We start from the raw sequence: 11,931 nt of genomic DNA on the forward strand, positions 1-11,931 counted from the left end.
TTCGACGATCGCCCAGAATGCATCCGAAATTTCCCAGGTTTTGATGCGTGCCATTTCTGCCTCCATTGCTTGATTTTCAACGGAATATGAGCCAATGGCGGGAAAAATGCGAGTAATTTATTCGTAGATAAACACTTATTCTTCCAGCCCGCGAATGGCCTGGGCAAAGGCGAATTTGGCGCCTGGCTGGAAACAGACGATGTAGACGTCCTTGGGTTTGCCGTTGCGGTTTAAAAAGGACTGGATGGTATCCACGGCGATGTCGGCGGCTTCGTCCAGGGGAAAGCCGTAGGCGCCGCAGCTGATCGCCGGGAAGGCAATGGATTGGATATCGTGTTGGAGGGCCAGTTCCAGGCAGCGGCGATAGCAGTTGGCCAGCAGTGCCGGCTCGTTTTGGTGGCCACCTTGCCAGATGGGGCCCGCGGTATGGATCACGAACTTGGCCGGCAGGTTGTATCCCTTGGTCAGCACGGCCTGCCCGGTCGGGCAGCCGCCGATGCCCCGGCATTCCTCCAGCAGTTCCGGTCCGGCGGCACGATGAATGGCGCCGTCGACCCCGCCGCCGCCCAGGAGCGTTTCATTGGCGGCGTTGACGATGGCATCGACCTGCATGGTGGTGATATCGGTTTCGACCAGATGAATCATCGCTATCTCCTTGCTGGTGTTCAGGCATCGCTGGCCGGCGCATGCCGATAAAGGGCGGCGAATCGAAGGCCGTTGCAGCCGTGCTCACGTCGGCCTTGGGCAATGGACGCAATGGATGCAATGGACGATGGGCGAAACCATCGCGGCGCCACCGGAATTATTGGCTCTGAAAAACGACGCCATACAAAAAATTTGTACGCGACAATTGGGAAAAGGTCAACGTTTCAAACAAAATAATGGCGTATCCCGAGAGGAGGTGATTGGAAGAAAAAAACTCGGCCGGTTGCGGGCGGCACCGGCATCAGGGAAGGAGAATCAGGCAAGAGGTTTGAGCGGTTGGCGGGATTCGATGGCCTTGGCCAGGGTGTGTTCGTCGGCGTATTTGATATCCATGCCCATGGGAATGCCGCAGGCCAGGCGGCTGATCCGGACGCGGCTTTCCTTGAGCAGTTCGGCAAGGTATGAGGCGGTGGCCTCTCCCGGCACGGTTGAGCTGGTGGCGAGCAGTACTTCGTCGATCTGGCCGGAGGCAACCCGCTGCCGCAGCTCACGGATTTTCAATTCTGCCGGGCCGATGCCGTCCATGGGGGCGATCACCCCGTGCAGGATGTGGTAGACGCCGCGAAAGGCGCCGGTTTTTTCAATGGCGATCTGGTCGCCGGGTTCCTCGACTACGCACACCAGCCGGGGGTTGCGGCCGGGATCGCCGCAAATGGCGCAGGGATCGGTTTCGGAAAAGGTGAAGCAGTGGCGGCAGAGGCGGATGGCCTCGTGCAGGGCCAGCAAGTCGTCGGCCAGGTTCCTGGCATCGACGGCCGGCCGGCGCAGGATGTACAGGGCCAGGCGGGTGGCGGACTTGCGGCCGAGGCCAGGCAGCTTGGCCAAATCGCCGATCAGCCGCTCCAAGGCCGGTGGAATCACTTGCATTTCAGAACAGCCCGGGAATATTGAAGCCGCCGGTCAGGCGCGACATCTCCGACTTGCCCAAGTCCTTGGCCTTGTTCAGCCCGTCGTTGACCGCCGAAACCACCAGGTCTTGGAGCATCTCGACATTATCCGGCTGGACCAGAGCCTTTTCAATGGCAATCCCGAGCAACTCGCCCCGGCCGTTGAGGGTGGCCACCACCATGCCGGCCCCGGCGGAGCCGGAAACCTGCCGGTTGCCGAGATCGTTTTGCACGGTGGCCAGTTTTTCCTGGAATTGCTGGGCTTGCTTCATCAATTCGTTGATATTCATAATAAACCTATGCGGGTTGGTGTGGGTGGCCCAACGGGCAGGGCACCTGGTCTCGTTATTCTTCGTCCGGAATGGTATGGGGTTCGTCGCCGGATTTGGGGATGGGCTGCGGCGCGGCGGTGGCCCGATAGCGCTGGCCGACGCGAATTTCAGCCACCTGGCCGGTAAAGACATCGAGCGCGGTCAGCACCAGGGGGTCGCTGGCCAGGGCCCGGCGCTCCTGCAGCGGTGCCAGACCGTTGGCCGGATCGACGGCGCATGCGTCGGAACCGGGGACCTCGTAGCGAATCCGCATGTTTTCCTGGAAGAAATCGAGGACGAATTCGGTCAGGTCATTGATGGCGTTGCGCTGTTTCAACAGGGTGCAGTCGCTGCTGTCGGCAAAACGGATGATCAATTCCTCACCCTGGCGGTCCACGGAATCGGCCATCTGCAGGGAGGCGGCGACCCAAGGCTGCCGTTCCCGTACATACTTGAGGAAGGCGCCCCAATGCTGGCGGATACGTTTTTTTGTCGGCTCGGGCGGCTTGGGCTGGGTGACCGGGTGTTCCTCCGGCGCTGCCGGGGCAGGGGAGACCTGGGGCTCCGTCGGCGGCGGCGGTTGTGGTTGCTCCGGCGGCGCGGCTCGTTCGGCAGGGAGCGGCTGGGCGGGAGGGGTGATGGCCGGCTTAGCCGCTGGAGCTTGATCGTGCGGAGGCGGCGGTGCCGGCGTACCGCTGGCCGGCAAGGACGATGGCTCGGAGGGGACAGCGGTCAAGGGCGGCGAAGGTTGCGCGGCAGGCGGTGTGGCGCTGGATTGCGGCTTTGGCCTGGGCGCGGAAGCTGCCGGTTGCGACGGCATGGTGTCGATGGGCGTTTTGTCCAGCACCTGGTCCAGGCGGGCGATCAGATCGGCGACCGGCACCACGTCCCGGAATTGGACGGCACGGATGCAAACCATCTCCAGGGCCAGTCGCGGCTGCTGGGAAAAGGCGGCTTTCTCCAGGCCGTCAAGAAGCAGGTTGAAGAGGGCAGTCAGGGTTTCCAATGAATGCGCCGCCGCAACCCGTGCCAACTCCTGCAACTCGTCCTCGCTCACCTCGAGCATTTGGCCGGGTTCCCGGCTGACCTTGCAGACCACCAAAGCGCGAAACCAGGCCAGAAGATCGTTGCTGAACCGCCTGCTGTCCGAGCCGTGGGCATACATCGCATCGAGCAAGGCATAGGTGGCGCCAAGATCGCCGCGCAAAAGCGCATCTCCGACCTCGGCCACCAACTGGTGGCTCACCAGGCCGAGGACCTCGACCACCTCCTCGGTCCGGACTTCCTGGCCGCAATAGGAAAAAATCTGGTCCAGCAGGCTGAGCCCATCCCGGACACTGCCGCCCGATTCGCGCACGATCATCTCCACAGCCGCGGGCTCCATCCGCACCCCCTCCGCTTCCGCCAGGCGCAGGAAGTGGGCGGCCAGCTCCTGGTGGCCGATTCGCTTGAGTTCGTAGCGTTGGCAGCGGGAGAGGATGGTCACCGGCACCTTGTGCAGCTCGGTGGTGGCAAACATGAAGTAGACATGGCCGGGCGGTTCCTCCAAGGTCTTCAATAGGGCGTTGAAGGCCTCGGTGGTCAACATGTGCACTTCGTCGATGATAATGATCTTGAAGCGCGAGTTGGTGGGCATGAAACGAATTTTTTCCTTCAACTCGCGGATTTCCTGGATGCCGCGGTTGGAGGCGCCGTCCACTTCCTGCAGATCGATGCTGGTTCCCTCGGTGATCTCCCGGCAGGATCGGCAGGCATTGCACGGTTCGGCCGCTGGTCCCTGTTCGCAGTTCAGGGCCTTGGCCATGATGCGTGCCAGGGTGGTCTTGCCGGTGCCGCGGACACCGCTGAAAATCAGGGCATGGGGTACCCGGTTGTGGGCAAGGGCGTTTTGCAGGGTACGGACCACCGGTCTCTGGCCCACGACTTCGGCGAAGGATTGCGGGCGCGACTTTCTGGCGAGAACAAGGTACGACACGGCGGATACCGGCGGTCAAGGATCGGGGGATACGGGGTTGGATGCGCCGGACCCGCGGGCGGGTCGGCACGCTCGCCGTAAAAAAGATAGCCGGGCACCCCCGGACACATAAGGAGGGCCACTACCGCTGCTTCCTTCCGGACCTGACGGGGTTTGTGATTCCTTATTGCCCGGGACCCGGCTATCAACCGATGAGCATGGGACAAGCGAAAAACAGCCAGCTGGCGATATGGGAGCCGAAGGCCGGCATTCGTTGCCACGCTTCCGTTTCCGGCCGTTTTTCAGTTTGCGGTTTATACTCTTCCTGGTGGGGAGCGTCAAGGGGTTTTATGGCGCCTGGTCGGGATGATGTCGCCTCAGGCTTGATGTCGTCCCGTCCGGTCGGCAGAACAAAAAAACCTTCTCGACCCAAGGAGGTCGAGAAGGTATGAAAAATCGGGAAAAAATAAAATTTTCTTACAAAAGCAAGTCCTTGCCAAGTATTTCCACCAGCTCGTCGGCGGCGCGGGTGGGCGCCATGGTGCCGGTCTCGACCCGCTGCTTGATAGCGGGGAGCAATTTCTGGATTTCGGGATGTTGATAAAACCAGCGTTCCAGCCCCTCATTCACTAGAAACCACATCCAACTCATGGCCTGATCCTGGCGTTTCTTGTCCAATTCGCCGGAGGCGGTCATGATCTTTTTGTGATTGTTGATGGTGGTCCACACATCCATCAGGCCCACTTCTTCAAGGGCACTGCAGGTCATGACCGGGGGTGCCCAGTTGGGCGAAGAAGGCGTGACCAGGTGCAGTGCGGTTTCGTATTGTTTTTTGGCTAATTTTGCACGGTTGATATTGTCGCCGTCGGCCTTGTTGACCACGATGGCGTCGGCCACTTCCAAAACGCCTTTCTTGATCCCCTGGAGTTCGTCGCCGGCGCCGGAGATCTGGAGCACCAGGAAGAAATCGACCATCGAGGCGACCGTGGTTTCCGACTGCCCAACGCCGACGGTCTCGACGATGATGACGTCGAATCCGGCTGCTTCGCAGATCAACATGGATTCACGGGTTTTCCGGGCAACGCCGCCAAGGCTGCCGCCGGAAGGGGACGGTCGGATGAAGGCCATGTCGTTGACCGCCAGCTTTTCCATCCGGGTCTTGTCGCCGAGAATGGAACCGCCGCTACGGGTTGAACTGGGGTCGATGGCAAGAACAGCTACCCTGAGGCCAAGGGTGGTCAGCATGGTGCCAAAACTTTCAATGAAGGTGCTCTTGCCGGCACCGGGCACGCCGGTGATTCCCAGCCTAACCGCCTTGCCGGTGTATGGGAGCAGCTCATTGATGACATGTTTGGCAATTTCCTGATGCGAGGGAAGAATGCTTTCGACCAGGGTGATGGCCCGGGCGAGCATCAGGCGATTGTTGTCCAGGACGCCTTGGATGTAGTAACTGGGATCTTTATGCATATCTGACCGTTGGTAAGGGTTCGTCGTGCGAAAAACAAACGGACGGATTGTCGCCCGTCCGTTTGCCTTCGTGCCAATATGCGAACTGTTACTGCTTACTTACAATACTTCGCCTCCAGCATGTCCATGACCTTGCCGGCGGATTCGGTGATCGGGGTGCCGGGGCCGTAGATGCCCTTGCAGCCGGCGTCGAAGAGGAATTGATAGTCGCTCGGCGGAATAACGCCACCGGCAACCACCATGATTTCGCCGGCTCCCTTCTCTTTCAGCTTCTGAATGAGTTCGGGAACCAAGGTCTTATGGCCGGCTGCCAACGAGGAAGCGCCGACGATGTGAACGTCGTTCTCGATGGCCATCTTGGCGGCCTCTTCGGGAGTCTGGAACATCGGGCTGATGTCGACGTCGAATCCGAGGTCGGCATATGAAGAGGCGACAACCTTGATACCGCGGTCATGGCCGTCCTGTCCCATCTTGGTGACGAGGATACGCGGCCGGCGGCCGGTCTTGGCCAGGAAGTCGTTGGTCCGCTTGCGCAGCCCTTCGATGACCTGGGCGGAATCGCTGCTGGCCTCGCTGTACTCGGAAGAGTACGCGCCGGATACACACTGGGTGGTGGCCACGAAACGGCCGAATACTTTTTCCATGGCGTCAGAAATTTCTCCAACGGTTGCTCTGGCTTTGGCGGCTGCGATGGCGACTTCCAGGAGGTTGCCGTTGCCGTTGGCAGCCTTGGTGACGGCCTCGAGGCAAGCCTGGCACTTGGCGTTGTCGCGGGTCTTCTTGATATGGTTGATGCGGTCGATCTGCTCAAGACGAACCGAATCCGGTACCTCGAGAATTTCGAAATCGAGCTTCTCGTCTTTGAGGCGGTACTTGTTGACGCCGACGATGACATCCTTGCCCTGGTCGATACGGGCCTGGCGACGGGCTGCGGATTCTTCGATGCGCAGTTTCGGCATGCCGGAAGCGATGGCCTTGGCCATGCCGCCCAGCTCTTCGATCTCGTTGATGATTTTCTCGGCGCCCTGCACGATCTGGTTGGTCAGCCACTCGATGTAGTAGGAGCCGCCCAACGGATCGGCCACCTTGCAGACGTGGGTCTCTTCCTGGATGATGATCTGGGTGTTACGGGCGATGCGGGCGGAGAACTCGGTCGGCAGACAAACGGCCTCGTCAAACGAGTTGGTGTGCAGCGACTGGGTGCCGCCCAGGGCAGCGGCCAGGGCCTCGATGGTGGTGCGGATGACGTTGTTGTACGGATCCTGCTCGGTGAGTGACCAACCGGAGGTCTGACAGTGGGTGCGCAGCATCGAAGATTGCGGCTTCTTCGGGTTGAACTGCTGCATTTGCTTGTACCACAGGTAACGGGCGGCACGGAGCATGGCGATTTCCATGAAGAAGTTCATGCCGATGCCGAAGAAGAAGCTCAAGCGGGGAGCAAAGGTGTCGACATCCATGCCGGCCTTGATGGCGGCGCGTACGTACTCGACGCCGTCGGCCAGGGTGAAGGCGGTCTGGAGCACCGAGTCGGCACCAGCTTCCATGATGTGGTAGCCACTGATGGAGATGGTGTTGTATTTCGGCATGTTCTTGGAGCAGAACGCCATGATGTCGGAGATAATCCGCATGGAGGGTTCCGGCGGATAGATGTAGGTGTTCCGGGTCAGGTACTCTTTGAGGATGTCGTTCTGGATGGTGCCCTGCAGTTCTTCCTGCTTGACGCCCTGCTCCTCGGCGGCGCCGATCCACATGGCCAGAATCGGGATAACCGCGCCGTTCATGGTCATGGAAACGGACATCTGATCCAGCGGGATGCCGTCGAACAGGATCTTCATATCCTCGATCGAGTCGATGGCCACGCCTGCTTTACCGATGTCGCCGGCCACGCGGGGGTTGTCCGAGTCGTAGCCGCGATGGGTGGAAAGGCTGAAGGCAACCGACAAACCTTTCTGGCCGGCGGCGAGGTTCTTGCGATAGAACTCGTTGGAAGCCTTGGCGGTGGAAAAACCTGCGTACTGACGGATGGTCCAGGGACGTCCGGCATACATGGTTGCCATCGGGCCGCGGGTATAGGGGGCCATGCCGGGGAACATGCTGAGGGCCTCGAGATTCTGGGTGTCCTCACCGGTATACAGCGGTTTGACGGTAATGCCTTCCGGAGACTTCCAATTCAGCGTGTCAGGGGATTTGCCCTTCATCTGCTTGGTAGCCATTTCAAGCCATTGCTCATATCCTGTTGCCATGTCGCTTACTCCTTGTTGTTTATCTTAAGGGATTATCCCCAAGTTGAAAAAAGCCGGAACACCGACATCCGGCCCTTTGGGGAACCGGATGTCGGTACCGTCCGAATCGGTCAGCCGTCCCGTCCTTCGTTGCCGCGAAAACCGGGAAGCATGGTGTTCTATTATTAGTTGCGCTCGGAAATCTCGACCAGAACGCCGCCGGTGGCCTTGGGATGCAGGAAGGCGATCTTGGCGCCGCCGGCACCGATGCGCGGGGTCTTGTCGATCAGGGCCACGCCTTTTTCCTGCAGCTCCTTCAGGGCTTCCTCAATGTTCTCCACCCGGAAGGCCACATGCTGGAAGCCGCCCTTGCCACCGTTTTTCTCGATGAATTTGGCGATCGGACCATCGGGAGAAGTGGAAACCAGCAACTCGACTTCACTGTCGCCGACCGGCAGAAAGACGGTGGTGACCTTCTGTTCTTCTACGGTCTCGGAACCTTCCACTTTGAGGCCCAGAACGTCAGCCCAGAATTTTTTGCCTTCTTCCATGTTGGGGACCGCGATGCCAAGATGATCGATTTTGAGAATTTTCATGCTATAAGCTCCTTTGTGGTAGGGGGTTGATCGGATAATGAAAGGAATTCAAACTTGCCGTTGCCAACGAAAAACGCCGCGGAATCGATGGGCGCAATTTGCCGCATGCCCGTGGGAGTCAACCCGACGGACAGCATGTATTTTTTTAAGTGTCGACGGCCTGGTTGAGTCTGTATGGCTGAGATGCGGTACAAGATGCTGCAATGTTAAAATGTCAAAAAAGGGAATCCCTCGGCAAAAACAAAAAAACGTGCAATTCGGGCAGTGCCGCCGGAGGGCGGCACTGCCCGGGTGGTCCTCATTTATTTGGCAACGCGCTTGACAAAGGCGCCGTTCGGATCCACGACTTCGCGGATCAGGCGGACTTCTTCAACCGTCGGGGCCGCGAACTGGGTGACATCCGGGGCCACCAACAGCTCGAATCCGGTATTCTCCTGGATGGATTCAACCGTTTCCCCGGGGAAGGTGTGGAGAATACGCATTCTCTTGGTCTTCTCCTCGAAGTCGAAAATACCCCTGGTGGTGATGAGCCGATACGGACCCTTGCCCTGCATGCCGGCTTTCTGGCGGGCGCCGGGGCTGCCGTCGAGGTGGCCGGGGCTGGTCACGTAGGATAGCTTCTGGTTGAATTTTTTCTTGTCGTGGGGGACGATCAGAATGGTCCGCTCGCAGGAGGCGGCCATGTCGCTGGCGCCGCCGGAACCCGGCAGACGGACTTTCGGCTTGCTGTATCCGGCCGGGAAGTCGCCCATCATGGTCGAGTTGAGGTTGCCGTACATATCGACCTCGGCTCCGCCGATGAATCCGAAATCGGCAAAACCGCGCTGGGTCAGCTCAAAAGCGCCGTTCAGGCCCTTCACGTAGGAAGCGCCGGTGAAGGTCTTGGAGTCGCCGACCGAGATGGGCAGACCGTGCTTCAAGGGCGGACCGACGGCGCCGGCCTCGAAGACCGGAATCAGTCCCGGGGCATGGGTTAGAACGGCCAGGAGCGAGGCCACCATGGGGAGGCCGGTTCCGACAAAGACTATTTTATTGTCTTCAAGAATTTTAGCACCCGCCACAACAATGATTTCTTGGGCGGTGTAATCCGTTGAAACTGTCATGATGACTCCTTATGCAAAAGTTTCGTATGATTGATGACCCGCCGTATTATGCCAGACGCTCGCAGTGGTAGGCCTCTGCGAGCTGGTCGGCAATCAGCTTCTTGGTCGAGAATTTCTCGATATAGTCCTCGAAGGTTTCTACGCCGAAGATATTTTCGTCAAACCAGGCTTTCAATCCATCTGCGGAGCCGCCCTTGACCATCGGAGCAATGCAGCCGAGGTATTCGCGAATGGCGTCACCATTGAAATAGTAGTGGCGGCGGCAGGCACCCGGATAGGAGCCGAACGGCACGTGGATGACCGCGTCGACCGCCGGGAACGGAATCATGACATCCTTCGGATTGCTGACGAGCAGTTCGTGGGATACGAGCTGTTCGCAGGTCACGATGGTATGGGCTGCCGCCATGGAGATTTCGGCGCAGGTGGCATCGGTGCCCCTGATGATGCAGTTGCCGTACATGTCGGCGGCCTGGACATGGATCAGGGCCACGTTGGGATTGCTGGCCGGGAGCAGGGCGATGGGACGGTTGGTGAAGGGGCAGTCGATGATCTTGGTGCGGCTGGTGTTCTTGATGTCGCCGGCCAACGGTCCGCGGGTGGGAATGAAGGGCAGCCCCATGGCGCCGGCCTTGAAGCGGGCCGACATGTTATAGTTGCTCCAGTCCTCGAACTCGATCATGCCGCGCTCGGCCAGATAACGCCAGGCCTGGGCCAGACCGAAGGCCTCGTGGCCCCAGTAGGCCAGCTCGATCCGCTTGATCGAGCAATGATCGGGACGAGCCATCATGGCGCCGGCCAGCAGTTCCGGGGCCATGCCGGCAGATTGAAAGGAGAGGGTGAGGTCCTTGAATCCCTGCCTGATCATTTCATGGCAGATGGCAATTGGTTGACGGATATTGACAAAGCCGCCGATACCAACGTTGTCGCCAGGCTTGACGAAACGGGAAACCGCCTCCTTGAGGGTCATCCGTTTGTCTTTCATGGACTTGTCTTTGTTGACAAGGGCTTCCCTTGCTTCATCGGGTGATAGGCCTGTCCAGAACATTTTTGCGTTCGTTTCCAATGTGCACCTCTTTCCTGTCGTAAGCATTTGTGTTGCCCGAACGCCATTAGCTGGCATTCGGTTCCCCCTATACAAAAAAAAGACCGGTAAAGAACAACATCAATCGTTATTCTCTTGCCGGCCTTTTTTCTGGCGCGCCTGCTGCCAAGATACCTTTTTTGATTTGATTGATTTTGCTGTCATAGTTGAGCCATTTTCCTCTGTCGGTCTCTCCGAACCTGTCCGCCGAAGAACCTGCTTTGTGACGCAATGGATAGACGACTTTTTTTGATCGCTCTCTTCCGGAAAAAAATTCAACTTGCTCGCTTGTTAATGCAACCTCATCTCTCTCTCCCTGACCGGTGTACGGTACGGCGGCAGGGAATATTGAAAAACTTTCCCGGAAAATAGTCTTTCCGGATTCGATCGGTAAAAGGGGAAAAACTGAAAGAACAACTCATAAGCGCAAAACCTAGCTTCTACTATTGGAGAATGTGCTTTTTGTCAACAGCAAAAAATAATGGGCGTTGGTCGGGAAAATGAACAGGCGCCGGAGAAGCCGCAAGAATAGCAAGTTAACAGAACTCCTCGGGAGTATTGATTTATTGTGCGGACCAACCGGCATTTTCACGCCTGCGATCCAGGCCCGCATCCTGCCGGGAACCTGGGCCGGCGGGGGAGGGGGGAAACCTGTCTTGCCTTGTGCTGCCTTTGTTTTCATCGGGTTAGCCTGTTTTTTTGCTTGGCAGGCAAGGAAAAATATGCTAGTCGTTACAATGAGACAGATTTGTTTATGTTTAAAAGGGTTTTTCCGGGAGTCCGAACGTTATGGAATCGACGAAGATACGAATCGCCGATATTCTGCAACTCGATAATTCGTTTATCACCCTGTTCGCCCGCTTGGGCAAAGATTTGAACCGCTATGGCATTGTCTATATGCACCCCGGCGACACGCGGGCCGTGCAATTGTTTTCCTCGGAATTTGCCTTTCATTACAAGATGCTGGCTTCTGATTTTCGGGCCGGTTTCACCGCCGGGGCAATCGTCGGCCTGGCCCGGGAAAGGACGCCAGCCGACAAATGGAGCAGCGACACCCTGGAACGGAGCATGCAGGATAAGAACAGCATCTATCGGGGAATATTGCGCATAATTGTCGAGGAAGACGGAATTCCGGTTTTCATGAATTCGACCTCGATCATCGGCAACGTCGCCCCGGCCTTGGCATATTTCCATCGGGGCAATCCGGTGAAAATTCATCAGGCCCTGAATCGCTACAACAACATCCAGAAAAGCATTGTTTCCCAAATCTCGGCGGGCAAGCCGCTTGCCCCTGATCTGCGCAGCGAAAGCCGCAAAACCATCAATCGGGTCAAGTCGATCAACAGGGCGTTCGATGCCCTGAGGCTACCCTCCGCATAACAAACCGCTTTCCTTATTGAGCACGGGGCATCCATCGCTCCGTCCGTGTTCGCCGCCTCGCACCGCCCGAGACATGTTCCAGGGCGGTTGCCCATCTTTTCGCTTGTCCGGTTCGTCTGCCTGATTTCAGGTGACAATATTCATGGCAATGCTTATATGCACAGCATTCGGCCGAGGTACGATGTGGCATCTAAGATGTGGCATCCCGGCCTGCCCGCCAGACCA

General features: G+C 58.3%; 10 protein-coding genes and 1 other RNA gene. 1 reads left to right on the top strand and 10 read right to left on the bottom strand.

What is annotated here, in order from left to right; translation table 11 throughout:
- Positions 1 to 135: 135 nt before the first annotated feature.
- The 10 genes from RMR13_RS03240 to RMR13_RS03285 all read right to left on the bottom strand — a co-directional run bounded on the left by RMR13_RS03240 (position 136) and on the right by RMR13_RS03285 (position 10,227).
- On the bottom strand, positions 136 to 651 hold the full coding sequence (locus tag RMR13_RS03240; protein ID WP_409070253.1) for an O-acetyl-ADP-ribose deacetylase: 516 nt from the start codon (positions 649 to 651) through the stop codon (positions 136 to 138).
- Positions 652 to 960: 309 nt separating this feature from the next.
- Positions 961 to 1,572, bottom strand: a complete 612-nt coding sequence (gene recR / locus RMR13_RS03245) for a recombination mediator RecR (RefSeq protein ID WP_310599203.1) — start codon at positions 1,570 to 1,572, stop codon at positions 961 to 963.
- A 1-nt stretch (position 1,573) separates the two neighbouring features.
- Positions 1,574 to 1,882, bottom strand: a complete 309-nt coding sequence (locus RMR13_RS03250; RefSeq protein WP_310599204.1) for a YbaB/EbfC family nucleoid-associated protein — start codon at positions 1,880 to 1,882, stop codon at positions 1,574 to 1,576.
- Positions 1,883 to 1,937: 55 nt separating this feature from the next.
- Positions 1,938 to 3,878 carry a DNA polymerase III subunit gamma/tau gene (dnaX, locus tag RMR13_RS03255; protein ID WP_310599205.1) on the bottom strand — a complete coding sequence of 647 codons (1,941 nt, stop codon included), beginning with the start codon at positions 3,876 to 3,878 and terminating at the stop codon, positions 1,938 to 1,940.
- Between the two features lie 85 nt (positions 3,879 to 3,963).
- Positions 3,964 to 4,061, bottom strand: an RNA gene (ffs, locus tag RMR13_RS03260) — signal recognition particle sRNA small type.
- A 273-nt stretch (positions 4,062 to 4,334) separates the two neighbouring features.
- On the bottom strand, positions 4,335 to 5,324 hold the full coding sequence (gene meaB, locus RMR13_RS03265) for a methylmalonyl Co-A mutase-associated GTPase MeaB (protein ID WP_310599206.1): 990 nt from the start codon (positions 5,322 to 5,324) through the stop codon (positions 4,335 to 4,337).
- A 95-nt stretch (positions 5,325 to 5,419) separates the two neighbouring features.
- Positions 5,420 to 7,567 carry a methylmalonyl-CoA mutase gene (gene scpA, locus RMR13_RS03270; protein ID WP_310599207.1) on the bottom strand — a complete coding sequence of 716 codons (2,148 nt, stop codon included), beginning with the start codon at positions 7,565 to 7,567 and terminating at the stop codon, positions 5,420 to 5,422.
- 164 nt (positions 7,568 to 7,731) lie between these two features.
- Positions 7,732 to 8,142: a methylmalonyl-CoA epimerase gene (gene mce / locus RMR13_RS03275; protein ID WP_310599208.1), complete on the bottom strand. Its 411-nt coding sequence runs from the start codon at positions 8,140 to 8,142 to the stop codon at positions 7,732 to 7,734.
- A gap of 302 nt (positions 8,143 to 8,444) precedes the next feature.
- Entirely contained in the window at positions 8,445 to 9,245 is an 801-nt protein-coding gene (locus RMR13_RS03280; protein ID WP_310599209.1) for a CoA-transferase, read from the bottom strand.
- A gap of 46 nt (positions 9,246 to 9,291) precedes the next feature.
- Complete coding sequence (locus tag RMR13_RS03285; RefSeq protein ID WP_310599210.1) at positions 9,292 to 10,227, bottom strand: CoA-transferase; 936 nt, start codon at positions 10,225 to 10,227, stop codon at positions 9,292 to 9,294.
- Positions 10,228 to 11,115: 888 nt separating this feature from the next.
- Here RMR13_RS03285 and RMR13_RS03290 point away from each other — a divergent pair.
- Positions 11,116 to 11,706: a hypothetical protein gene (locus RMR13_RS03290; protein WP_310599211.1), complete on the top strand. Its 591-nt coding sequence runs from the start codon at positions 11,116 to 11,118 to the stop codon at positions 11,704 to 11,706.
- Positions 11,707 to 11,931: the final 225 nt, after the last annotated feature.

This window comes from Desulfobulbus sp. (genome assembly GCF_031547805.1).
In the GTDB taxonomy this organism is placed as follows: domain Bacteria; phylum Desulfobacterota; class Desulfobulbia; order Desulfobulbales; family Desulfobulbaceae; genus Desulfobulbus.

Coding starts and splice junctions, on each gene's coding strand:
- RMR13_RS03280 (WP_310599209.1), bottom strand. CDS start 9,245: ATGACAGTTTCAACGGATTACACCGCCCAAGAAATCATTGTTGTGGCG.
- RMR13_RS03290 (WP_310599211.1), top strand. CDS start 11,116: ATGGAATCGACGAAGATACGAATCGCCGATATTCTGCAACTCGATAAT.
- meaB (WP_310599206.1), bottom strand. CDS start 5,324: ATGCATAAAGATCCCAGTTACTACATCCAAGGCGTCCTGGACAACAAT.
- RMR13_RS03285 (WP_310599210.1), bottom strand. CDS start 10,227: ATGAAAGACAAACGGATGACCCTCAAGGAGGCGGTTTCCCGTTTCGTC.
- mce (WP_310599208.1), bottom strand. CDS start 8,142: ATGAAAATTCTCAAAATCGATCATCTTGGCATCGCGGTCCCCAACATG.
- RMR13_RS03250 (WP_310599204.1), bottom strand. CDS start 1,882: ATGAATATCAACGAATTGATGAAGCAAGCCCAGCAATTCCAGGAAAAA.
- recR (WP_310599203.1), bottom strand. CDS start 1,572: ATGCAAGTGATTCCACCGGCCTTGGAGCGGCTGATCGGCGATTTGGCC.
- scpA (WP_310599207.1), bottom strand. CDS start 7,567: ATGGCAACAGGATATGAGCAATGGCTTGAAATGGCTACCAAGCAGATG.